The organism is Enterococcus thailandicus (assembly GCF_001886265.1).
Lineage (GTDB): Bacteria > Bacillota > Bacilli > Lactobacillales > Enterococcaceae > Enterococcus_B > Enterococcus_B thailandicus.
On record NZ_JXLE01000004.1, the window covers coordinates 42,491 to 65,562 of the forward strand.

General features: G+C 37.7%; 20 protein-coding genes. 13 read left to right on the forward strand and 7 right to left on the reverse strand.

The window, feature by feature from the left end; all coding sequences use genetic code 11:
* Window positions 1–8 precede the first annotated feature (8 nt).
* The 5 genes from RV17_RS03700 to RV17_RS03720 all read left to right on the forward strand — a co-directional run bounded on the left by RV17_RS03700 (window position 9) and on the right by RV17_RS03720 (window position 5,333).
* Window positions 9–932 (forward strand): FAD:protein FMN transferase, encoded by a 924-nt coding sequence (locus RV17_RS03700; protein WP_071868565.1) that lies wholly within the window; start codon window positions 9–11, stop codon window positions 930–932.
* A 57-nt stretch (window positions 933–989) separates the two neighbouring features.
* Complete coding sequence (locus RV17_RS03705; protein WP_067483231.1) at window positions 990–1,595, forward strand: NADPH-dependent FMN reductase; 606 nt, start codon at window positions 990–992, stop codon at window positions 1,593–1,595.
* A gap of 19 nt (window positions 1,596–1,614) precedes the next feature.
* Window positions 1,615–2,835, forward strand: coding sequence for an NAD(P)H-dependent oxidoreductase (locus RV17_RS03710; RefSeq protein ID WP_071868566.1), 1,221 nt, complete (start codon window positions 1,615–1,617; stop codon window positions 2,833–2,835).
* A gap of 191 nt (window positions 2,836–3,026) precedes the next feature.
* On the forward strand, window positions 3,027–3,767 hold the full coding sequence (gene truA, locus RV17_RS03715) for a tRNA pseudouridine(38-40) synthase TruA (RefSeq protein WP_067483226.1): 741 nt from the start codon (window positions 3,027–3,029) through the stop codon (window positions 3,765–3,767).
* Between the two features lie 174 nt (window positions 3,768–3,941).
* Window positions 3,942–5,333 carry a glycoside hydrolase family 16 protein gene (locus RV17_RS03720; RefSeq protein ID WP_083571962.1) on the forward strand — a complete coding sequence of 464 codons (1,392 nt, stop codon included), beginning with the start codon at window positions 3,942–3,944 and terminating at the stop codon, window positions 5,331–5,333.
* A 230-nt stretch (window positions 5,334–5,563) separates the two neighbouring features.
* Here the strand turns inward: RV17_RS03720 and RV17_RS03725 are convergent, their stop codons facing one another.
* A complete protein-coding gene (locus RV17_RS03725; RefSeq protein ID WP_071868568.1) occupies window positions 5,564–6,280 on the reverse strand; it encodes a MurR/RpiR family transcriptional regulator in 717 nt (238 codons plus the stop codon).
* Between the two features lie 158 nt (window positions 6,281–6,438).
* Between RV17_RS03725 and RV17_RS03730 the strand changes: the two genes are divergently transcribed.
* From RV17_RS03730 to RV17_RS13220, 7 genes are all read left to right on the forward strand, one after another.
* Window positions 6,439–7,251 carry a carbohydrate deacetylase gene (locus RV17_RS03730; RefSeq protein WP_071868569.1) on the forward strand — a complete coding sequence of 271 codons (813 nt, stop codon included), beginning with the start codon at window positions 6,439–6,441 and terminating at the stop codon, window positions 7,249–7,251.
* Between the two features lie 46 nt (window positions 7,252–7,297).
* On the forward strand, window positions 7,298–8,863 hold the full coding sequence (locus tag RV17_RS03735) for a PTS transporter subunit EIIC (protein WP_071868570.1): 1,566 nt from the start codon (window positions 7,298–7,300) through the stop codon (window positions 8,861–8,863).
* 21 nt (window positions 8,864–8,884) lie between these two features.
* Window positions 8,885–10,210, forward strand: a complete 1,326-nt coding sequence (locus RV17_RS03740) for a family 4 glycosyl hydrolase (RefSeq protein ID WP_071868571.1) — start codon at window positions 8,885–8,887, stop codon at window positions 10,208–10,210.
* A 263-nt stretch (window positions 10,211–10,473) separates the two neighbouring features.
* A complete protein-coding gene (locus tag RV17_RS03745) occupies window positions 10,474–11,313 on the forward strand; it encodes a PRD domain-containing protein (protein WP_067483214.1) in 840 nt (279 codons plus the stop codon).
* A 19-nt stretch (window positions 11,314–11,332) separates the two neighbouring features.
* Window positions 11,333–13,300, forward strand: a complete 1,968-nt coding sequence (gene nagE, locus RV17_RS03750; RefSeq protein ID WP_067483212.1) for an N-acetylglucosamine-specific PTS transporter subunit IIBC — start codon at window positions 11,333–11,335, stop codon at window positions 13,298–13,300.
* Between the two features lie 637 nt (window positions 13,301–13,937).
* The gene (locus RV17_RS03755; protein ID WP_071868572.1) at window positions 13,938–14,645 is read left to right on the forward strand and encodes a GntR family transcriptional regulator; all 708 of its coding nucleotides are present in this window, start codon (window positions 13,938–13,940) and stop codon (window positions 14,643–14,645) included.
* Between the two features lie 7 nt (window positions 14,646–14,652).
* Window positions 14,653–15,162, forward strand: a complete 510-nt coding sequence (locus RV17_RS13220) for a hypothetical protein (protein WP_143139921.1) — start codon at window positions 14,653–14,655, stop codon at window positions 15,160–15,162.
* 85 nt (window positions 15,163–15,247) lie between these two features.
* On the opposite strand, the gene RV17_RS03760 is transcribed toward RV17_RS13220, so the two are convergent.
* Complete coding sequence (locus RV17_RS03760; RefSeq protein ID WP_071868573.1) at window positions 15,248–16,447, reverse strand: enolase C-terminal domain-like protein; 1,200 nt, start codon at window positions 16,445–16,447, stop codon at window positions 15,248–15,250.
* 249 nt (window positions 16,448–16,696) lie between these two features.
* Here RV17_RS03760 and RV17_RS03765 point away from each other — a divergent pair, with 249 nt between their 5' ends.
* Window positions 16,697–18,520 carry a glucose PTS transporter subunit IIA gene (locus RV17_RS03765; protein WP_071868574.1) on the forward strand — a complete coding sequence of 608 codons (1,824 nt, stop codon included), beginning with the start codon at window positions 16,697–16,699 and terminating at the stop codon, window positions 18,518–18,520.
* A gap of 78 nt (window positions 18,521–18,598) precedes the next feature.
* On the opposite strand, the gene RV17_RS03770 is transcribed toward RV17_RS03765, so the two are convergent.
* From RV17_RS03770 to RV17_RS03790, 5 genes are read right to left on the reverse strand one after another with little or no spacing between them, the layout of a single operon-like run.
* Window positions 18,599–19,765: an iron-containing alcohol dehydrogenase gene (locus RV17_RS03770; protein WP_071868575.1), complete on the reverse strand. Its 1,167-nt coding sequence runs from the start codon at window positions 19,763–19,765 to the stop codon at window positions 18,599–18,601.
* A 15-nt stretch (window positions 19,766–19,780) separates the two neighbouring features.
* Window positions 19,781–20,383, reverse strand: a complete 603-nt coding sequence (gene dhaL / locus RV17_RS03775) for a dihydroxyacetone kinase subunit DhaL (RefSeq protein WP_071868576.1) — start codon at window positions 20,381–20,383, stop codon at window positions 19,781–19,783.
* A 33-nt stretch (window positions 20,384–20,416) separates the two neighbouring features.
* On the reverse strand, window positions 20,417–21,406 hold the full coding sequence (gene dhaK, locus RV17_RS03780) for a dihydroxyacetone kinase subunit DhaK (protein ID WP_071868577.1): 990 nt from the start codon (window positions 21,404–21,406) through the stop codon (window positions 20,417–20,419).
* A 1-nt stretch (window position 21,407) separates the two neighbouring features.
* Window positions 21,408–21,806, reverse strand: coding sequence for a dihydroxyacetone kinase phosphoryl donor subunit DhaM (dhaM, locus tag RV17_RS03785; RefSeq protein WP_067483198.1), 399 nt, complete (start codon window positions 21,804–21,806; stop codon window positions 21,408–21,410).
* Window positions 21,807–21,822: 16 nt separating this feature from the next.
* Window positions 21,823–22,959: a glycerol dehydrogenase gene (locus RV17_RS03790; RefSeq protein ID WP_067483196.1), complete on the reverse strand. Its 1,137-nt coding sequence runs from the start codon at window positions 22,957–22,959 to the stop codon at window positions 21,823–21,825.
* Between the last annotated feature and the right edge of the window lie 113 nt (window positions 22,960–23,072).

Sequence of the window (23,072 nt, forward strand, 5' to 3'; positions counted from 1 at the left end):
GTACAAAAATGAATCAGGTGATCGAAGAAACGAAAATCTGGCAAATGATGGGGACAACAATTACATTACAAGTTGGGCATGAAGAGCCTAGTCGATTACTAGCAGAGTTAGGCGAATGGTTGCACGTTTATGAACATCGCTTCAGCGCACATGATGCAACATCTGAATTAATGGCCATCAATCAAGCTGCTGGACGACAAGCTGTGATTGTACATCCTGAACTTTTTGAGCTCATCAAATTAGGAAAAGCACATAGTTGTGCAAGAAATAGTTATCTGAATATTGCTATTGGTCCGGTTGTACAAAAATGGCATATTGGATTTGAAGATGCATTGGTTCCAACAAAAGCAGAGATAACTGAGTTACTTCTGCTAACGGATCCACACCAAATTCAATTAGATGAAAAAATGAAAACCGTTTTTTTAACCAAACCAGGAATGATGATTGACTTGGGGGCGTTAGCAAAAGGTTACATTGCAGATAAATTAATTACACATTGCCGAGAGCGAAATGCAGCGTTTGCTTTAGTTAACTTAGGAGGAAATATCGTTGTTTTTGGTGAATCACCAAGACGTTCGGATGGTGCTTGGCGTATTGGTTTGCGAAATCCTAAAGGTTCACGTGAAGAATCGCTTGCGGTGGTTAAACTAAGCAACCAATCTTTAGTTACCTCTGGAATCTACGAACGTTATCTACAAAATGGTTCATCAGTGTATCATCACATCATTGATCCGAAAACTGGCTTTCCAGTTAAAAATGACGTAGCAAGCCTGACGATTTTGTCTGATTCTTCTGTAGATGGAGAAATCTGGACTACACGTTTATTTGGAGCATCTTCTTTAGAAGTGTTGAAAGCGCTTGAAGAACAGCCGGGTATCGAGGGAGCAGTTGTAACAAAAGAGAATCAATTCTTGTATACAAAAGGATTTTAAAAAATTTAGTACGTGCGAACAGTCAGAAATCGATGTTAGAAAGGAAAGAGAATGAAGATGAAATTTATTGGATTAGTAGGAACAAATTCAACGCGGTCAACAAACCGTGAATTATTACAGTTTATGAAAAATTATTTTGTAAATGAGGCAGAAATCGAAATTGTCGAAATCAAGGAGCTGCCACTATTTAACAAACCTGAAAACACAGAACTACCAAATGTTGTTAAAGAAATTGCTGGAAAAATTGAACAAGCAGATGGCGTAATCATCAGCACACCAGAGTATGACCATGCGGTTCCTGCTTCATTGATTAACGCATTAAATTGGCTTTCATATGGTATTTTTCCGTTTGTGGATAAACCAGTGATGATTACCGGAGCGTCTTACGGCACGTTAGGTTCTTCACGCGCACAAGCACATTTGCGCCAAATATTGGATTCACCAGAGTTAAAGGCACGAATTATGCCAAGCTCAGAATTTTTATTGGGTCATTCACTCCAAGCCTTTGATGAGCAAGGACGACTCATTGATGAAGAACAAGTCGCAAAATTACGTGAACTATTCAAAGATTTCTTACTCTTTGTCACAATCACTAGTCAATTGCAACATGCGCACCAAGCAAATAAACGTGAAGCCGAAAACTTTTCATGGGAAACGATTTAATCGAGGGGAGCAAACAAAGATGAAATTAATAGGTATCGTCGGATCAGCAGCTGAACTTTCATATAACCGCAAATTATTAACATTTATCAAAAAACAATATCATGAACTATTTAATTTAGAAATCATTGAAATCAAAGATTTACCTCTGTTCAATCAAGATGATGATCAAACAAATAGTCCTGCTATCCAACAGCTAAATCGCAAAATCTTAATGGCTGATGGGGTAATTATTGCTACGCCAGAACACAATCATACGGTTCCAGCAGTATTGAAAAGTGCACTTGAATGGCTATCATTTAAAATCCATCCACTTGAAAATAAACCTGTAATGGTTGTGGGTGCTTCTTACTACGATCAAGGAACTTCACGCGCGCAATTACACTTGCGCCAAATTTTGGACGCACCAGGTGTGAATGCATTGGTGATGCCCGGAAATGAATTTTTATTGGGAAAAGCAAAAGAAGCATTTGACCAAGAAGATCGCTTGATTGATCCACGAACTGTTGACTTTTTAGGCAGTACATTAGCAAGTTTTGTAAAATTCATTAAAGTCGTGTCTACCTTAGCAGGGCCTAAAAAGCTTCCACCAGAAGATTTGCATGCGACAGGAACAATTGCTACGACAATACCCGATGTTGATATGTCAGATGATCATTGGTTGGAAAAAGCTTCTGAAGCAGTCGGTGCCGTTTCTGGAAATACTTACGTCAAATTAAATCGTGGGTTATTGACAGTGGATCAAATCAATTACTTTTTAGATTCGATGCCGATGGAATTAACTTTTGCAGATAATAATAACCAATTTTTATATTATAATTTGCGCCAAGAAGCGAAAGAGATGTTAGCTGCTCGTGTGCCCGGTCAGGTAGGGAATCCATTAGCCAACTGTCACCCAGAAAAATCGTATAAAAATGTAGAGTGGGTAATTCAACAACTGCGAAGCGGAGCAACAGATGCGGTACGTGTTCATGTACCAAAACAAGTGCCAGAAAAATATATTGTGCATAATTACCAAGCAATGCATGATGAAAATGGCGAGTATGCTGGAATCAATGAATACATTCTTGATTTCAAACCAATCATTGAGTGGTATTTACAACAAACGGGTCAACAACTTGTTGGAAATGAAGATGCGGTTTCAAGTGCATCTGTTCATGATGAAAAAACAGATGCAGTAACCAGCGCCAGCACACACGATGAAACTGCAGTAGATGCAGTTTCGAGTGCTTCTGTAAAATAAAAACAATAAAACAATCAGGACAGCGCTCAATTCGTTGTTTCTGATTGTTTTTTATTGGCGCGGAAAAGTTGTTAGTAGAAAACAGTTCCTTTTTTTAATATGAGCAATGATCTTTGGTATAATGAGCGATGAGTTAAGAAACGAAATTGCGTCATTCACAACGCATCATTCATAATAAGAGGAGCAGACACATGAGAAATATCAAACTAACAATTGAGTATGATGGACGTCGCTATCTTGGCTGGCAACGTCTTGGTGATTCAGATAAAACGATTCAAGGTAAAATTGAAGCTGTGTTAAAACAAATGACAGGTGAAACCATTGAGATTATTGGCTCAGGGCGTACAGACGCTGGTGCACATGCGAGAGGACAGATTGCTAATTTTAAGACAGAGTCAACAATGGATCGATTGGCTATGTGTGAATTTTTGAATCGTTTCTTACCTGGTGATATTGTCGTCAAGAAGGTTGAAGAAGTGCCAGAAAGATTCCACGCTCGTTACAACGCAAGTGGGAAAAAGTACAGCTATTATGTTTGGAACGACCCAATCCCAACAGCTTTTGAACGTTATCACAGCTTTTATGTTCCACAAGAGTTAAATCTGGATGCGATGAACGAGGCTTGCAAACGATTAGTAGGTACACATGATTTTATTGGTTTTTCTGCCTTGAAAAAGAGCAAGAAATCTACAACAAGAACGGTTGAAAAAATTACGATTGAAAAAGATGGAAGTATGCTTCACTTTACTTTTGTTGGTAATGGTTTTTTATATAAAATGGTTCGAATTATGATGGGCACATTGTTAGAGATTGGTGCAGGAAAGATGCCAGTGGCTGCCATTGATGAGATTTTTGAACAAAAAGTGCGGAAAAGTGCGGGAGAAACAGTGCCAGCGCAAGGACTATTTCTTGATGAAGTGTATTACCACTAAATCCAAAATAATTAAAGTAGCTGAAAAAGAAGAAATGAGCCTTTGGGTTTCATTTCTTCTTTTTGCAACTATTTTCAAAATATAAAAATAGATTCATGATAACAAATCACAATCAAGTCGCTAAAAAGCTGTGCTACACTTTGGTTGAACAAAAAAATGAAAGGGGTTTCTTTTATGAGGAAGTTATTTTGTGTATTGGCTGTGGTAAGTGTTGGATTGAGTTTAGAAAAAGTGGTAGCAGCAGAGGAACAAATTCCAGAAAAAAATGGATATACCCTAGATTTTCATGATGAATTTAATGGACCAACTTTGGATCAATCAAAATGGAGCGATAAGTATTTGGAACATTGGGCAGATAATCCGGATGATGCCAAAGCAAATTATCGTTTTGAAGAAGGAAAATTGATTGAGTCTATTCAACCAGATCAAAAAGCTTGGGCACCAACACTAGACAAGGATAATTATGGATACGGAACAACAGGTGTCAAATCCAGTGCAATTCAATCATTTAATAAAAACTGGATTCATAATTTTAGTGGCAGCAAGAAGCTAATGTCTCCTATCTCACCTGAAAATGAAATGTTGGGGGATGAGAAAACTGGTGGGTATGCGACAACGTATGGTTATTTTGAAATTCGAGCAAAATTATCAAATAGTAGTGGTGGCGGTCATCAAGCATGGTGGTTAGTTGGTATGCAAAATGACACGAATGATTGGGAAAATTCAAAAGAAACAGGCGAAATTGATATTATTGAAACTTTTTTTGATTACAGTAAAAATGTTCAGCGACCAGTTGGAACAAAGAACGTTACAGAAGACAATCGCCAGAAAGGCTTATGGCAAGTATGCACATATGGTTGGAATGATCCTTTCTTTTCAAGATCGTGGACAGATAGTACGACAACAACAATTGGCGGTGCAGAAGCTGTTGTTCCAGGAGCAGTTGGAGTAGATAGCTTAACTAATGAATTTCATACGTATGGTATGGAATGGGAACCTGGTTCACTGAAATTTTATTTTGATGGTCAATTGTTCAGGACAATTAATCAAGCACCAGATTATCCAATGGGGATGATTTTAAATATATACACAGACGCAGGGTCAGGAAAACACAATGAGGTCTATCCTAAAGAATGGGCGATTGATTATGTACGGGTTTATAAAAAAGATGCGGGCTATGATATACCAAAACAAGGAATTAAAAATCGTGAGACAGGTGAATTTCTTAGTTTGGCTACGGAATCAGACAAGGTGATTCTGTCTACGACAAACGAAAATCTTGAAAAGTGGCAAATGATTCCTAAAGGTGAGTATTTTCTGATTAAAAATGCAAGGACAAATGAGTTGTTACACAATGAGCACCAAAAAGGTTATGTAGAACACGGCGTAGTGCCAGAAACGTATTACAGTGCACAGTGGAAAAAAGAAACCGTCGGTAATTACACTCGGTTCGTGAATCGTTGGAAACCGACACAAGTAATCCATATAGAAAATAACCTAGGCTATCTTGAATGTAGTCCTATTCACACTGGCGCTTGGAGAAGTCAATGGGAAATGATTGACTAAAAAGACCAAAGGAAATTTTGTTTTTTCTACGGGAAACGGTGAGGCTTATAAAATAATAAATAATATCAGAAAAAGGACGCGAGGAATGTACTGCCCCAAAAAATAGATTAAAAATCTAATGTTTTGGAAGTGGGTACAAAATTAGCGTCCTTTTTTGCATCGTTGATTGGTAAAAATCGATGCATTGATTCAACGAGTGAATAGAAACAATAGCAAATTTAGTGGTATTATCAATTGGCATAACGAGCAATCAGATACTCAATCAAATTTAAAGCATTACCGAAAAAATAATTCAGTTGTTGATTTTCTGGTCCAGAGTCAACAGTACCACTTTCGACTAGAAATGAGAGATCTCCTTTTTTGGCATAACTGCTGTTTTCGTTAGCCGTAATCGTGATAACATGTCCACCGTAATTTTTGCACTCGTTCATTTTGATTAAACCATTTTGATTTTCACCAGATTGAGAAAAAGTAATCAAGGTATGTGGGGTTTCGTCAGTAACGAGGCTAATTTCCACTCCCTCTAAGTCGATTGCATAAATTTTTTTTAGTAATAATTTTCGGTAAGTATAATCAACGAGAAACTGGCAAAATCCCTCGCCAAACAGATAGATCTTTCTCTCAGAAAAAGCTTCATTGAAGTAACAATCAATTTTTTCCCATTCATGATTAGTTGTGACAAACGAAAGTTCTTCGATTTGATTGACTGAAGAGGCAGAAAACTTATTGGAAAGAAAAAAAATAAGTTCTTTGAAATTATTAAATCCTGCTCGTTTGGCTAGGCGGCTGATTGATGAAGGCGAGGTGTAATTGATCTTGGCAATATTGCGAATATCTAAGTTTTCATCACTATGGATTGCTTCGACAATTTTTTCAATCATTCGTTCATCTTCTGAATGAAATGAGTTATTTGGGAATAAACGATTAAGATAATAAATTTTTGTCATTGAATAGTTCCTCTCTTGAAAATATTTTCAGTGTGTGAAAACGGAGTCAACTTGTTAAATAAGCATTGTATGCGCTTTATTAAGATACTATACTATGGCTATAAAGAAAGCAAATACAATTGTATGAATCTATTTTCTTTGATGAAAGAAGGTTAAGCATGAAAAAAGTAATTATCAATGCAGATGATTTTGGTTATTCTGCAGCTGTCAACGCAGGAATTATCAAAGCCTATCAAGATGGGGTATTAACTTCGACTACTTTGATGGCGAACATGTCAGGAAGAGACGGAGCGATTCAGCTTGCAAAAGAGAATCAGGGACTTGGCGTAGGTGGGCATCTTGTATTGACTTGCGGGCAACCATTGACACCTGCAACGTCATTAACAAATGAAGAAGGGCAATTTTATCATTTGGAAGATTATAAAAAAAATCGTCCGCTTATGAAAGAAGAAGAGATTTTCCATGAATGGTCAAGTCAAATCGATTACTTGTTGGAAAATGGGTTGAAACTAACCCATTTAGATAGCCATCATCATGTGCATACATTCCCAGAAAATTTAGCGATTACGCAACGAATTGCTGAAAAATACCAGCTATGCTTTCGAAACGCATTTGATTTGGAAAAACAAATCAACTTACCTTATCAAAAAAATATCAGTGGATTTCTTGATTTGATGAATTATCCTTCGATTCGTGATTTGAATCAATCATTTGCTGAAAATATGGCTGCTTGTTTGGCCGAGATCCAATCAGTAGTGGAACAAGTAGAAGATGATGAGGTGACTGAATTGATGGTTCATCCAGCATTTGTTGATGAGTCGTTATACTTTGGCTCAAGTTTTCATCTTCAACGAACCAAAGAAGTTGCCATTTTGTGTGCTGAACAATTAAAAAATTTATTGGATGAGCAAGAGATCACGTTGTGTAATTATCAAGAGATCTCAGCAGGTCACTTGATTGTCAATCATTAGCAAGTAGCTTAGTAGCATAAAGCCAAACTAAAAAAGGAGAAATAGAATGAAAGAGAAAGTTATGAAGTCGGCTAGTGTTTTTTCTAAAGCAATTATCCAACCAGTGATGTTCATGGCTGTTACAGGGATTATTTTGTCTGTCTGTGCAATCTTAAAACTTGAGATGATGCCAACTTTCACCAAAGATGTCGGGAATTTTGTATTTAATATTTTGTCTTCAGGTATGATTGGACAGCTAAGTGCGATTTTTTGTGTGGGGATTGCTGCAGCTTTGGCAAAACCAAAGTTCAAAACGGATGCCGCCATTTTAGGAATTATTACTTACTTGCTTTTCTTATACGCAAATAATTCATGGTTAACAATAACTGATCGTTTAGCAACCGCAGGTGAACAAGGTCTTTATGGAACTGGTCAAGGAATGGTCTTCGGGATTCAAGTCACAGACATGGGGGTCTTTTTAGGAATCTCATTAGGAGTGATGGTTGGCTGGATGGTGAATCGATTTGGTGAGATTAAGTTGCACCGGTATCTTTCACCTTACTCTGGGACAAAGTCTGTTTACTTATTGATTGTCTTTGTTACGATTTTGTTTGCAATGGGTATTACTTATGTTTGGCCAATGATTAATTTCGGTGTTGAAAGCTTAGTTAAGGCAACAACAACTGCTGGCTCAGCCGGATTTTTCTTTTATGGTTTCTTAAATCGTTTATTGCTACCACTTGGATTACATCATTTCTTATGGATGCCGATTTTTTATACACCATTAGGGGGAAGCGCCGAAATTGCAGGTCAAGTTTATGAAGGAGCTTACAATATTTGGCTGGCGGAATTGGGGAATGCTAGTCAAATCACATCAATGCATCCATCTATTGGTTATCTATCTAATTTTGGTTCGATTTCATTGCCTATTGGGATTGCTTTTGCTATTTGGAAAATAGCTAGAATCGAGAATCGTAAAAAAGTTGCGGCTATTTTAATTCCAATGGTTACAACGGCATTTTTAGCGGGTGTGACTGAACCATTAGAATTTTTATTTTTATTCTTGTCACCTGTTTTATGGTTAGCACATTCAGTTGTTTACGGACTAAGCTTATTCTTTACAAATTTAGTGGGTATCAATATCCAATTTGATACAGGCATCAATATGATTATCAACAGCTTTGCATTTCCAAGTCGGCTAGGTCATCAGTACTTGATTCCAATTATGTTTCTTGCAACGGCTGTCTTAGAATATGTCGTATTTAAGCAATTGATTGTTCGTTTAGATATTCCGACTTTAGGACGCGAGAAAAGTGAAGCTCAACTTGCGGCACTTGATGAAACAGTTGTTACAACAGGTATCGATAGTGAATTTGAGCCGCAAACACAAACAATTGTTGCTGGTTTAGGCGGTGCGGAAAATATTGAAAGCATCGTTAACTGCTATACGCGTCTACGAGTAGATGTAAAAGATGAACAAAAAGTTGACATCGACTTACTGAAACAAAAAGTGAAGGCGTCAGGTATTGTGGATAAAGGAAAGCATATCCAGATTATTATTGGGATGGGTGTAGAAGAAGAACGGGAAAAAGTAGAAGCGTATCTGACTCATCTAAAAGAAATGAATAATTAAGATAAATGGAGGAAAACAACAGTGGGAAATAAATTTGTAATGATTGGTGGAGGATCAACACAGTCACCAGGAATTTTAGAAGTTTTACGAAAACGTGCAGAAGAATTGAATCTAAGTGAATTAGTTTTATATGATATTGATGAAGAAAGAGTGTCACTACTTGGCCAATATACGAAAATGTACTATCAAGAACTAGGTTCAAAAGTGGCAGTTAGTTATACAACAAACATTGATGAAGCATTAGTTGATGCTGATTTCTTATTCATGCAAATTAGACCAGGCTTGAACAAACAACGTGCAATTGATGAAAAAATTTGTCTTAACAATGGTGTTGTTGGGCAAGAAACTTGTGGACTAGGTGGATTTTCATTTGCTATGCGTGTGATTCCAGCAGTGTTAGAAATTATTCGAAAGGTAAAAGAAATTTGTCCAAAGGCGTGGATTCTCAATTACACAAATCCAGAAGCCATTTTGTCAGAAGCAATCTATCGAGAATTTCCTGATGCAAATGTATTGTGTATTTGTGATATGCCGATTTCAATTGAAGGTGCGATAGCTAAATATTTCAATAAAGATTTACGTGACTTAACCTTTAAATATTTTGGAATGAATCACTTTGGTTGGTGGACGAATATTATTGATGAGACAGGAACAGACCTTTTACCAATCTTAAGAGAAGACGTTCTTTCTGGTAAAATCGATACATTATTACAATCAAATGATGAAACGAAAGAAGATCAATATTGGATCGATACCTATCGTCAGATGATTAGTTTATTCAAACGGTTCCCAGAATATTTCCCAAATTGCTACTTGCAGTATTATTTAACACCAGACGAAATGATTGTGCATGATGATCCTTCATTTACTCGTGGCGATTACGTAATGCAAGGTCGTGAAAAACGAATTTACGAAGAATGTCGGCGTGTGATTGCTAATGGCAGTGCCAAAGATTCAAGCTTACACGCGGGTGTCCACGGAAATTATATTGTGGATATTGCCTATGCGATTATCCACAATACACGCGAACGCTTTACGGTCAACAAAAAAAATCAGGGCTCAATCGCAAATTTTGATCCAGAAGCAGTAATCGAAGTTCCAGCATATGTGGGAAGTATGGGGGCAGAAACAATTACCGTCGGACACATACCAACTTTCCAAAAAGGACTGATGGAGATGCAAAAAGCTTACGAAAAAATGACAGTCGATGCAGCTTTGTCAGGGTCGTATCAAACAGCATTAGAAGCAGTTATGTTAAATAAAACAATTCCTAACTATACAGTGGGTAAAAAAGTTTTAGATGAGCTTCACGAAGCAAACAAAGAGTTCTGGCCAGAGTTAAGTTAAAGCAACTGTCAAACGCAAAAAATAAAAAAATAAAGAAAGCGGTTGACAAAATACTATTTGGTCTATACAATTTAATTGTTAACAATATTGATTTCATGTGACTAGATCATACTAGGCATGGAAAGATGACGTGGGAGAGCAATTTTCCAGGTGATTTTTCCATGCTTTTCTTTTGTCTGGAAATTCTTTAGGCCAAAAAATTTCTGGAAAATGATTGTTAGTTGTGAAATCAAAAACCTATTTCTGCAGAAAAGGAACTCATTATGAAAATCAAAAAAATCTTTAATCAGAATGCTGTGTTGGTAGACGATGACGGACAAGAAAAAGTTGCAATTGGAAAAGGGATCAGCTTTGAGAAGAAACGAAATGACCTTATTTTTATGAAGGACATCGAGCGCCTCTTTGTCATGGAACCGGAAGGACAACTTCGTTTGCAAAACTTATTGAATCAAATTGATGAAAAATATTTATTTGCAGCTGAGGAAATCATTCAGCATGCAGAAACGATTTTAATGGAGCCGTTGAATGAACATATTTTGATTGCATTAACAGACCATATCGCATTTGCTGCCGAAAATATGAAAAATGGTATCGTGATTCGTAACAAACTATTACGAGAAATCGAAGTTTTGTACGCTGAAGAATTTCAAATTGCACAATGGGCAGTAGAACATTTGACGAAAACGTTAGATGTGCCATTTACTTACGATCAGGCAGGCTATATTGCCATTCATATTCATTCGAGTCGCAGAAATCAATTGAACAATCATCGAAGTATTCGAGAGGTGACAATTATTTCAGATGTGATTCGTTTAATCGAAGCAGAGCTTGAGGTTGATTTGCATACTCAAGAGATGTCTTTGAGCTACACGCGTTTAGCAAATCACTTGAGATTATTATTACAACGTTATAAGAACCAGCAGTACGCTGTTTTGGATGAAGATATTTTAAAAATGGTCAAGAAAAAATATATAGCAAGTTATGAAATGACGAAAAAAATTCGTGTTTTATTACTTAAACAATATCAAATGTCGATTACGAGTGAGGAAATGGGATACTTAGCAATCCACATTGAACGCTTACGTAGCGCTGTTTGTGATTAAAAATTAGGGAGAGAAAAAGATGAAAGCTTATATGCAAAGAATGGGTCGCTCATTGATGTTGCCAGTTGCAACATTACCTGTAGCAGCTTTGTTCATGGGGATTGGTTATTGGATTGACCCAAGTGGTTGGGGTGGCAATAATATTTTGGCGGCTTTTTTAATTAAAGCTGGTAGTACGATTTTAGATAATTTAGGATTGTTGTTCGCGGTCGGCTTGGCATTAGGAATGTCGAAAGACAAAGATGGTTCTTCAGCTTTGGCAGGGTTGGTTGCTTTCTTGACACCGATGACTTTGGTAAGTAGTGCATCAGTTGCATTGTTCACAAAAGTTGATGTTGAACAAGTAAACATTGCGTTTGGCGCAATTAACAACAAAAATGTCTTTATTGGGATTTTGGCTGGGCTAGTTGCCGCAGCAATGTACAATCGTTTTAGTAAAGTAAAATTGCCAATGGCTTTATCTTTCTTTAGCGGGAAGCGCGCAGTTCCCATTGTAACTGCTGGTGTAATGACTTTGATTTCGGCATTATTGATTTTTATTTGGCCACCAGTTTACAATACGCTTGTTTCATTTGGTGAATTGATTTCTGGAATGGGAGCAGTCGGTGCTGGACTATATGGTTTCTTTAACCGTCTATTGATCCCAACAGGTTTGCATCATGCGTTGAACAATGTGTTCTGGTTCAACCTTGCAGGAATTGATGATATTGGTAAATTCTGGGCAAGTGAAGGAACAAAAGGAATTACAGGAATGTATCAAGCTGGGTTCTTCCCAGTAATGATGTTTGGATTACCAGCAGGTGCGTTAGCCATTTATCAATGTGCTCGTCCAGAGAAGAAAAAACAAACAGCTTCATTGATGTTAGCAGCTGCATTTGCTTCATTCTTTACTGGTGTTACTGAACCACTAGAATTTTCATTTATGTTTGTTGCTTGGCCACTGTATGTTGTTCATGCAGCTTTAACAGGTATTTCAATGTTTGTAGCAGCACTTTTCCATTGGACAGCAGGATTTAACTTTAGTGCTGGTTTTATTGATTTCTTCTTGAGTTTACGCGTACCAATTGCGAATAAACCATACATGTTGATTTTACTAGGTTTGGTTATGGCTGTCGTTTACTATGTTACCTTTATGTTTGTTATCAAGAAATTTAACTTGATGACACCAGGCCGCGAAGAAGGTACAGGTGAAGAAACGCCTGATTTAGCAACTGGTAACGATAAGTTTTCTGCTTTAGCAGATAGCATCTATGCGGCTCTTGGTGGAGCAAGCAATGTGACATCAATTGATAACTGTACAACACGTCTTCGTTTACAAGTGAAAGATACAAAACAAGTTGATCAATCAAAAATCAAAGCAACTGGTGTTCCGGGATTGAAAGTAATTGATGATCAAAATATCCAAGTTATTGTTGGAACAGAGGTTCAATTTGTAGCAGATGAAATGAGTAAATTACATGGAAGTCCTGTCAGCCAATCAGCTGGGACAGTAGTAGTTACCGAAGAAATCAGCAAACCAGAAGGACCACAAACACAAGATGTATATGCTGTAGCTACTGGGAAAGTGATTCCAATCACTGAAGTCGGTGACGAAGTGTTCTCACAAAAAATGATGGGTGACGGTTTTGCAGTTATTCCTGAATCAGGCGAAATTTTTGCGCCAGTTGCTGGGAAAGTGACAAGTGTCTTTCCTACAAAACATGCGATTGGTTTAGTAACTGACTCTGGAATTGAAGTCTTAGTTCACATGGGAATCGATACTGTTCAATTAAATGGTGAACCATTCACTGTCTTTGTTAAAGAAGGACAACAAGTGGGACGTGGACAAATGCTTGCAAAAGTCAATCTAGCAAGTTTGAAGGCAAGTGGTAAAGAAGCTGACATGATCGTTGTCTTTACAAATCCAGATAAAATCGATACATTCTCAGTAACAACTGGCCAAGATGGTGAAGTGAACGAAATTATTGGGACGGTAACGAGTAAATAGAGGTTGTGGCGCAAAGTGGTTCGCTTCGAAAGAATAAAGAGCAACTGCCAAAAATAGTTTTTCATATTTTTGACCAGTTGTGAGTTATTTCGAGAAGTTGCTTTGGGAACACCGTGAATAAGGTTGTGGCGCAAAGCGTTTAGCTTCAAGCAATAAGAATGCTTTTCTAAAAATAGTTTTCCATATTTTAAGAAAAGAGGACTTATTGCCGAAGAAGTTGCTTTGGGAACACCGTGGATAGAGGTTGTGAAAGAAGTGCCTAGCTCCAAAAAATAAGAATAAATTTTCAGAAATTGCTTTTCAAATTTTTGTGAAAGTTAGACTTATTTTGAAGGAGTTACTTCTTGAACACCGTAAATAGAGGCTGTGGCGCAAAACATTTAGCTCCGACTAGATAATGAGCAGGCACTCAAAGTAACTTCCAATGCTTTGTAGTAAATGTAAGTTATATCTATATAGAAGAGTCACTTTGAATCAACTCATGTAACTAAAAAAGGTTGCGACTTTTGTCGTAGCCTTTTTTTGATGAATAATAAAACGTGTGAATATTTGCTATACTAGAAGAAATAACTGGGAAAAATGAAAGATAGGTCTGCTTATCATGAGTTGTCATCATTTATAGATGAGGAGTTTTTTTATGAAAAAAAAGGAATTTATTGTTCAAGATTTGCTGAGTAAAATTTATCAAGAAGAGTTCAAGGATGGTAAGTTGCCTGCCCAACGAACACTCGCACAAAAATACCAAGTATCTCGTTTTACGATTCAACAAGCAATCAAAAGCTTAGAGGAGATTGGAATTGTGCGCGTCGTTCAAGGGTCAGGAATCTTTGTTCACGAAAAATGGGTTAAGAACCCATTGATATTTAATTCTTTGACACGCACGCCTTATGATCGAATAGAGTCTAAAATGTTGACGTTAGAAAAACGTTTAGCAAGTAGTGAAGAGTGTCAACTATTTCAATTAGAAGTTGGAGAAGAAATCTGGTCATTTTCGCGAATTCGATTAGTGAACTATAAAATTGAGCAACTAGAAAAATCATTGTTGCCAGTTAAATTGTTCCCTAAAGTAACAAAAGAAGTAGTCGAACATTCGATTCAACGCTTTGTTGAAAAAGAAGGGTACCGAATTTCACATTATATTAGTAACTACACGCCAGTGACTTTAACAAAGGCACAATCAGAAGTTTTAATGGTTAGAAGAGGAACACCAGCAATGCAAATCAAAAATCGAGCTTTATTGGCTGATGGTCGGATTTTTGAATACAGTGAGATTACAGCTATTGATTACTCGGTTACCTATATTCGTCCATTTGATCGAATGATTCATCAATCAAGAATTGATTGATGAGCTAATGAGAAAGAGGCAAGGACAATCAGTTGAATTGTCTTTGCCTCTTAGTGTATATCTTGAATTTTTTTGTTGGTACTTGTTTTTTTCAAATCTAACCGCTTTATGCTGCAACCTTATTCACGGTGTTCCCAAAGCAGCTCCTTCGGCAATAAGTCCTCTTTTCTTAAAATATGGAAAACTATTTTTAGAAAAGCATTCTTATTGCTTGAAGCTAAACGCTTTGCGCCACAACCTTATTCACGGTGTTCCCAAAGCAGCTCCTTCGGCAATAAGTCCTCTTTTCTTAAAATATGGAAAACTATTTTTAGAAAAGCATTCTTATTGCTTGAAGCTAAACGCTTTGCGCCACAACCTTATTCACGGTGTTCCCAAAGCAGCTCCTTCGGCAATAAGTCCTCTTTTCTTAAAATATGGAAAACTATTTTTAGAAAAGCATTCTTATTGCTTGAAGCTAAACGCTTTGCGCCACAGCCTTTTCCTCGGTGTTCAAGAAGTAACTCCTTCCAAATAAGCCTAAATTACTCAAAAATTTGGGAAGCAATTTCTGGTAATTTTTTCTTATTTATTGGAGCTAAGCACTTCTCTCACAACCTTTCTCACGGCGTAACAATTGCCCCATCTGGCGTCCTACTTTGTGTCCATTCATGCGGTCGATAAACAACCGGAAATTCAGCCGCTAGTTCTTCATTAAATGTAACACCAATGCCGACTTCTTCAATTGGATAGAAGAAACCATTTTTAGGTTGAGGAATATGCCCAAAAAGCTGTTGTGTATTTTTTGGCACATCAATATTTTCTTGGATAGCAGCATTATGAAGATGAATATTTAAATGTGTATTTACAGCTAAGCCAATTGGTGTGATATCTGACGGAGTATGCCAAGCAATACGAATTCCCATTGCATCACAAAAATGAGCTAATTTTAGTGCAGGTGTAATTCCACCAATCTGAGAAACGTGTGCACGCAGATAGTCGATCATTCGATTTCGTACAAGTTCTTGCCACTCCATTGGATTATTAAATAGTTCCCCAGTAGCAATAGGTGTAGAAGCTTGATTTCTGAGTTGTGTAAGCCATTCATTTTGATTAGGAGGCAAAAGGTCTTCTAGGAAAAATAAATGATAAGGTTCAGCAGCCTTTGCAAAACGAATCGCCTGATTTGGATGAAGACGTTCATGAACATCATGAAGCATCTGAAATTGATGACCATATTTTTGTTGAATGGTAGCAAACATTTTTAGTGTGGTATCCATGTATTCTTCTTGATTGAAATAAGAACCAGCGATTGGATTTTCAGGTGTTTGCAAATTTTTTGGATTACCTCCATAAAAACCTAATTGGCAACGAATATACTGGTATCCCTCAGACAAGAAACGATCAATTTCACTGAATAAATCGTCAATATTATCAGCAACTGCATGTGTATATGCGGGAATTGCGGTGCGTGCTTTTCCGCCTAGTAGTTGATAGAGTGGCATATCTGCTAACTTTGCTTTGATATCCCATAAAGCCATGTCAACGCCTGAAATTGCATTATTAGTAATTGGACCGTTTCGCCAATAAGAATTAACGTTCATCATTTGCCAAAGATCTTCAATTTGATTTGCATCTCGCCCTATAAGCAGAGGTTTGAGGTAGTCATCCACAACAGTTTTGACAGCTAGTGGGCGGAACTGAAAAGTACCACAACCTAAGCCAAAAACGCCCTTATTTGTTTCAACTTTGACCACTAATAAATTATGCCGATCTGGTTTGATCGCAAAACTTTTTATGTTCGTAATAATTGTTGGTGTCATTATATTCACTCCTATAGAAAATAATCTTGTGCTTCGTAGTTAGTAAAACATGTCATTTATAGCGCTGTCAATTTGGCCTAAAAAAAAGGTCGTATAGCTTTAAAAATCAGTCCAATTATCATTTTTTTTGTTTGGGAATATTGTTAAATAAAGTTTTTTGTTAGTTGTTTGTATAATAGGACTGGTTTTACAACGAGATGTCTCCATGCTAATATAGCTCGTGTAAACGCAAACAAGGAGGAGCGAGAAATGAATCATAAAGAAACTTCACAAGCAATCATTGAAGCTGTTGGTGGAAAAGAGAATGTTAATAATGCTTGGCACTGTATGACACGCTTACGATTTAACTTAAAAAAAGTTGAAGCAGTTGATTATGAGGCGTTAGAAAAAATTCCACATGTGGTTGGGACAAAGTATCAGAGCGACCAACTACAAGTAGTTATTGGAACGGATGTCGCAGACTATTTTCTTCCATTGGCAAAGGAATTAGGGTTGGAGGAAACACGGATAGTTGATTCAGGTGAAAAGAAGGGACTTGTATCATTGTTTATGGATACGGTTTCTGGAGTTTTTGGTCCGCTGGTGCCGGCGATTGCTGGTGCTGGGATGATCAAGGGACTGATGGCTGGATTGGTAGCATTGAATGTACTTTCAAATCAAACAGATTCCTATTTGGTTATTGATATGATTGCAAGCGGTGTGTTTACTTTCTTACCATTTTTTGTAGCAGCATCTGCTGCGAAAATTTTTCAAACGAATCAGTATTTAGCAATTGCGATTGCAGCAGCTATGCAATTTCCAACTATGACGGCAGCTGTTGCACAAGGAGAAGTCTCTCAATTCTTATTATTTGGCTTAGTTCCAGTTCCTGTATTTAATTATGCTGGAACAGTTATTCCAATTATTTTTGCCGTATTAGCATTAAGCTATATTTATCGTTGGGTCGACAAAGTTCTACCGCAAGTGTTACGAACTGTTTTCACGCCAACATTATCATTATTTATTGCAGGAATACTTTCGTTAACGGTCATTGGACCCATCAGTATTTTTCTAGGAAACTTATTGGCAAGTGGGGTAGAAGGGCTATTTGCAATATCACCGATCTTAGCTGGAATTGTCGTTGGCGCAATTCGCCCAATCGCGATATTTACGGGGCTTCATCATGCAATGACCCCGATTGCGTTACAAAATTTTGCAAATCAAGGCTATGATATGTTAATGCCAATGATGTTTATGGCGAACATGGCAATCACTGGTGCAACTGCAGCAATTTATACCAAGGTAACGACAAAAGAAGAAAAAACAATTGTCTTATCTTCAGCAATTTCAGGTATTTTAGGAATCACTGAACCAGCGCTATTTGGTATTTTATCGAAGTATAAGAAAGCTTTTGCTGCGGCTACGATTGGTAGTGCCTTAGCTTCAGCGTTCATTAGCTTTTTTGGGGTTAGAATTTATGGTTATATTTTGTCGAGTATTTTTAGTTTGCCGGCCTACATTGGGCAATATTTTATTTTTGCAGTGCTAGGTATTTTGATTGCTTTAGTTTCTTCGTTTCTAGTGACATATCTACTTGTACCAAAAGAAGAAACAGAAGATTTTGTAACCAATGAAGTTGATTTACATGCGGTAGCCCAAGGTGCTTATGTACCTTTAGAGGATGTTCCCGATGAAGTATTCTCGACAAAAATGATGGGAGATGGATTTGCTATTGAGCCAATCAATGGTGAAATTTATGCGCCCGTATCCGGAGTTGTTACCACAATTTTTCCTTCTAAACATGCGATTGGAATCAAAACAACTAATGGCGTGGAAATTTTGGTTCATATGGGAATCGACACAGTTTCGTTGAATGGCGAAGGATTTGAGCTATTTGTTCAAGCTGGAGATAAAGTTTCAAGTAAAACAAAAATTGCAAAGATGGATTTAGATTATATTCGCACGCAAAAAAAATCAACAATAGTCATGGTCATCATCTTGAACATGGAGCGCGTAGTGACACTTCATGGTGAAAAAAGGTTGGATGGCACGCATCAATCTGGTGAATTGTTAGAAAAAGTTGTTTTGAATTAATCAATTTTATGCACGAAAAAGGATGAGGCAAAACGTTATTTCGTTTTGCTTCATCCTTTTTTCTCTGTTAAGTAAAAATTAGGCTTCGTAAGAACGGGTGAATAATTCAACGATGTCTGACTTTGTACCTTTGCGTGGATTTGAAAAGGCGTTGCCGTCTTTTAACGCATTTTCAGCCATCAATTCAAAATCTTTTGGGTCTGCCCCAATTGATTTGATATTTGTTGGGATACCAACATCTTCAGAAATTCTTTCGAGTGCATGAATTCCCTTTTCAGCTGCTTCCATTGGAGATAATCCAGTAATGTTTTCTCCTAAGAAAGTAGCAATATCAGCAAAGCGTTCTGGACTAGCAATCATATTCCAACGTTCAACAGTCGGCATTAACACAGCGCAGCAAACGCCATGTGGGGCATCATATTGACCACCTAATTGATGTGCCATCGCATGAACGTAACCTAGGTCGGCATTGTTGAATGCCATTCCGGCAAGTAAAGAAGCATAAGCCATATTGGTACGTGCTTCAACATCATGACCATTCGCAACCGCTCGACGTAAATATTGGCCAATCAATTTCATTCCTTGAATTGCTTGAGCATCTGTAATTGGATTACGATTTTCTGAAACGTAAGATTCTACACAGTGACACAAAGCGTCCATTCCAGTAGCTGCTGTCAATTTACTTGGAACATCAAGCATCAACAATGGATCATTGAAAGAAACTAAAGGTACATTTCGCCACGAAACAATGACAAATTTCAAATGTGTATCTTCGTTTGTTAGCACGGCATGTCGTGTAATTTCAGAAGCTGTTCCAGCGGTGGTATTCACGGCCATCAGTGGTGGTAATGGTTGGGTCAACGTTTCGATTCCAGCTAATTTTGCAAGATCTTCACCATTTGTCAGGGCAATCCCAATTCCTTTACCACAATCATGGGCAGAACCACCACCAACAGTGATGATACTATCACAATTATTTTCTTGATACATCGCAGCTCCGGCTTGAACGTTACGAATTTTAGGATTTGGCTCGACACCGTCAAAAATAGTATAAGAAATCCCAGCTAATCGTAAGCTTTCTTCGGTTTGTTTGACAGGTCCATCTTCTAAATGATGTAAAAAAGAATCAGTTACAATCAAAATATTGTTTATGCCTAACAATTTTGCACGTTCACCAATTTTGGCAATGACCCCAGGACCAAAGAAATTGACGCTAGGCATCATAAAATCATAATTTGTTTTCATGTCAGTTGCTTCTTTCTAGTTAAGATAAGGTAATAACGTTTGGAACAAAATAGCGCTGGAAGCAGCACCCGGATCAATATGGCCAATAGAACGCTCACCCAAGTAAGAAGCGCGTCCTTTTTTGGCTTGTAACTCTTTTGTATGTTCTTTGGCAGATGTGATTTCTTCTGTTGTTAAGGGTTGATTTTTTTTGAGTATTTCAGCTACAGGAGCCCAAACATCGACCATTGTTTTATCGTCTACATTGGCTTTTCCACGTAATTGGATCCCGTTCAATCCTTCTTGTATAAGTTCACCTAGCTGTTCTTCATTTGTAATGGCAGTAACTTCTTTTGTTGCTTTGGCAAAATTCATGAATGCTGTACCATACAATGGACCGGAAGCCCCACCTACTTTTGAAATCAAAGACATGGCTAAGATCTTAAATGTATCAGTAATAGTTTTCGGTTGTTGTGCAGCAAATGCTTCTTGATAAGCTGCCATGCCACGAGCCATATTGTTTCCATGGTCACCATCACCAATTGGCGTATCTAATTCACTGAGCATGTGTTTATTTTTTTCGATTTCTTGAGAAAAATCATTCAACCATGCTTGTACTTTTTCTACTGTTAAATCCATTGTCATTCTCCTTTAGTCAATCATTTTCTTAAATTAGCCCCATGAGATGGTTGCAACTGGACTGGTTAAAGCTTTTGTCCATTCCGTTGTTGTCAAATCAATCAATGTCAGAGAAAGACCTTGCATATCAATAGAGGTCATATAGTTCCCAACCTTGTGGAAATCAACGTCAATATCTTTAGCCGCAAGTAAAGTTAACACATCATTTATAAAGACAAATTGTTCCATTAAAGGAGTGCCACCCATACCATTGACCAAGACACCAACTTTTTTTGGCGTTTCTGGATAAGCCTGAACTAATTTTTCAACTAATTCTTGTGCTAATTGTTTTGAAGGTTGTAATTTTTCGCGACGATATCCTGGCTCTCCATGAATACCAACGCCGAATTCGATTTCATCTTCTGCTAAAGTAAAACCAGGTTTCCCAACTTCAGGGACAGTTGCCGCTGCTAAAGCAACGCCAATCGTTTTGGTTGCTTGGATAACCTTTTCACCGAGCTCTTTTAATTCTGCTAAAGAAGCGCCACTTCGTGCAGCGTCACCTAAGATTTTATGAACAAGAACTGTTCCGGCAACACCACGCTTTCCAGCGGTATAAGTGCTGTCTTCTACAGCAATATCGTCATCAACAACAACGATTTCTGTTGGAATGTCGTTCATTTCGGCTAAGTCTTTTGCCATTTCAAAGTTCAAGATGTCACCAGTATAATTTTTAACAATCAATAAAACACCTTTGCCTTGGTTGGTTGCTTCGATAGCGCGTTCGATTTGATCTGGTGTAGGAGAAGTGAAGACATCACCTAAAACCGCTGCACTTAACATTCCGTCACCGACAAAACCAGCATGTGCAGGCTCATGCCCGCTTCCGCCACCAGAAACTAATCCGACTTGTGCATTCTCTGTTTGATTTTTAGCAATTACTCTGGAATCATCGACGCGATGAACAAGTGTTGAATAACTTTTTACCATTCCTTCAAGCATTTCTTCGATAATGTTTTGTGGTTCATTAATGATTTTCTTCATTTTATTTCCAACCTTTCTTTGCTGCCTGCTTTGCTTCATTGACAATATGGTCGGGATCGTCAGAAACACTTGCTGTGATTCCAGCTGCGAATGCTCCTTCAACTAAGGGGGCATCAACTAACACATATTTTTCTTGTTGTTCTGGTTCTAATAAATCATATGCAAGTTCAGCACTTAAGACAGCACTGCCAAGATCAGCGAAGACAAAAAAGATATCACTATCAGTTGCTTCATTGATTGCATCTACAATTTTGGTTGGATCGCTACCTAATTCTCCGTCAGAAGTTCCACCTAGGGAAAAGAGCACGACATTCTCACTTTTGCCCATTTGCTCAATCATTTCTTTGAGCCCATCTGTAATCATTTGACTATGAGAAACGAGTAAGATACTTTTTTTCATTCCAAAAAACTCCTTTTTAGTTACGCATTCTATCTTTGTAGGCTTGTCCAATTCGATCAGCGACGATTAGAGCGTTTGCGACATCTTCGACAACAATTGGGAACGGCATTGAATGAATGGATTCTTCAGGAATGCAAGCGATTTTTGCTACTTCAAGTGCTTCTTCATAAGTAATGTGATCCACACCTAGATCAGCTAGCGTCAATGGCAATCCAACAGAAGCCATGAAGTCCATGACGTCATTCATTTCTTCCGTTTTTGCATCTTCCAGAACTAACTGAGTTAAGGTTGCAAAAGCAACTTTTTCACCATGAAGGTAACTATGTGCACCAGGTAAAACAGTCATTCCGTTATGAATGGCATGAGCCGCAGCTAAACCACCACTTTCAAATCCTAAACCAGATAACAAAATATTTGTTTCGACAATTTTACTCAATGATTCAGTCACTAAATTCGCATCACAAGCAATTTTTGCATTCAAGCCGTCTTCTTGTAAATGTTCCCAACATAATTTTGCCATCGCTAAGGCAGCATAAGTGCCACTAGCCGGAGGAGTTAAGCCTTCTCTTGAACCCATTGGCAAACTTGCGTTAACGCGGGAATAAGAATCATGCGTTGCACGTGCTTCAAAATAAGTTGATAATGCGTCACCCATACCAGCAACCAAGAAACGAGTAGGTGCTTTTGCCACCACTTTTGTATCCACTAAGACAACGCTTGGACTTTGTTTAAAGTAAGCATAGTCGTCAAATGAACCGTCTTCATGGTACAAAACAGCCGAGTGAGAGGTTGGCGCATCTTGTGCTGCAATTGTTGGAACAATAATTAATTTTTCACCCTCAGCTACAACTTTTGAAGCATCAATCGCTTTTCCGCCACCTAAACCAATAATGCAATCAGTGTGTTGTTCTTTAGCTACTTGTTGCAATCGTTTTGTTTCTGCTCGAGTGACTTCACCACTGAAACCGCCTTCAATAAATGATACACCAAATTTCTCTGCGGTAGCATCTAGTTGTGGTCGAATACGATCCACATCAGCCGGGTTTGCAATCAGTAATGCAGAAGACCCAAAAGTCGATACGAAGTAACCTAAGTTCAGTAATTCATCTTCACCTTGTACATATTTGGTTGGTAAAATTAGTGCTTTTCTCATCAGTAGTTCCTCCTTGTTATCGTTTACTATTATAGCATAAAGCGTTATCATCAAAGAATCATTGAACTTTGATACCGCTTTCTTTCGAGAATGTGTTGAAGTATTTTGTGAAA

What these genes read in the sequence shown, in the direction of transcription:
- RV17_RS03720 (WP_083571962.1), top strand. Translation starts at nt 3,942, where the DNA reads ATGAGGAAGTTATTTTGTGTATTGGCTGTGGTAAGTGTTGGATTGAGT.
- RV17_RS13220 (WP_143139921.1), top strand. Translation starts at nt 14,653, where the DNA reads ATGAGAAAGAGGCAAGGACAATCAGTTGAATTGTCTTTGCCTCTTAGT.
- RV17_RS03730 (WP_071868569.1), top strand. Translation starts at nt 6,439, where the DNA reads ATGAAAAAAGTAATTATCAATGCAGATGATTTTGGTTATTCTGCAGCT.
- RV17_RS03745 (WP_067483214.1), top strand. Translation starts at nt 10,474, where the DNA reads ATGAAAATCAAAAAAATCTTTAATCAGAATGCTGTGTTGGTAGACGAT.
- RV17_RS03765 (WP_071868574.1), top strand. Translation starts at nt 16,697, where the DNA reads ATGAATCATAAAGAAACTTCACAAGCAATCATTGAAGCTGTTGGTGGA.
- dhaK (WP_071868577.1), bottom strand. Translation starts at nt 21,406, where the DNA reads ATGAAGAAAATCATTAATGAACCACAAAACATTATCGAAGAAATGCTT.
- dhaM (WP_067483198.1), bottom strand. Translation starts at nt 21,806, where the DNA reads ATGAAAAAAAGTATCTTACTCGTTTCTCATAGTCAAATGATTACAGAT.
- RV17_RS03700 (WP_071868565.1), top strand. Translation starts at nt 9, where the DNA reads ATGAATCAGGTGATCGAAGAAACGAAAATCTGGCAAATGATGGGGACA.
- RV17_RS03735 (WP_071868570.1), top strand. Translation starts at nt 7,298, where the DNA reads ATGAAAGAGAAAGTTATGAAGTCGGCTAGTGTTTTTTCTAAAGCAATT.
- RV17_RS03790 (WP_067483196.1), bottom strand. Translation starts at nt 22,959, where the DNA reads ATGAGAAAAGCACTAATTTTACCAACCAAATATGTACAAGGTGAAGAT.
- RV17_RS03755 (WP_071868572.1), top strand. Translation starts at nt 13,938, where the DNA reads ATGAAAAAAAAGGAATTTATTGTTCAAGATTTGCTGAGTAAAATTTAT.
- RV17_RS03705 (WP_067483231.1), top strand. Translation starts at nt 990, where the DNA reads ATGAAATTTATTGGATTAGTAGGAACAAATTCAACGCGGTCAACAAAC.
- dhaL (WP_071868576.1), bottom strand. Translation starts at nt 20,383, where the DNA reads ATGGATTTAACAGTAGAAAAAGTACAAGCATGGTTGAATGATTTTTCT.
- RV17_RS03760 (WP_071868573.1), bottom strand. Translation starts at nt 16,447, where the DNA reads ATGACACCAACAATTATTACGAACATAAAAAGTTTTGCGATCAAACCA.
- nagE (WP_067483212.1), top strand. Translation starts at nt 11,333, where the DNA reads ATGAAAGCTTATATGCAAAGAATGGGTCGCTCATTGATGTTGCCAGTT.
- truA (WP_067483226.1), top strand. Translation starts at nt 3,027, where the DNA reads ATGAGAAATATCAAACTAACAATTGAGTATGATGGACGTCGCTATCTT.
- RV17_RS03770 (WP_071868575.1), bottom strand. Translation starts at nt 19,765, where the DNA reads ATGAAAACAAATTATGATTTTATGATGCCTAGCGTCAATTTCTTTGGT.
- RV17_RS03725 (WP_071868568.1), bottom strand. Translation starts at nt 6,280, where the DNA reads ATGACAAAAATTTATTATCTTAATCGTTTATTCCCAAATAACTCATTT.
- RV17_RS03710 (WP_071868566.1), top strand. Translation starts at nt 1,615, where the DNA reads ATGAAATTAATAGGTATCGTCGGATCAGCAGCTGAACTTTCATATAAC.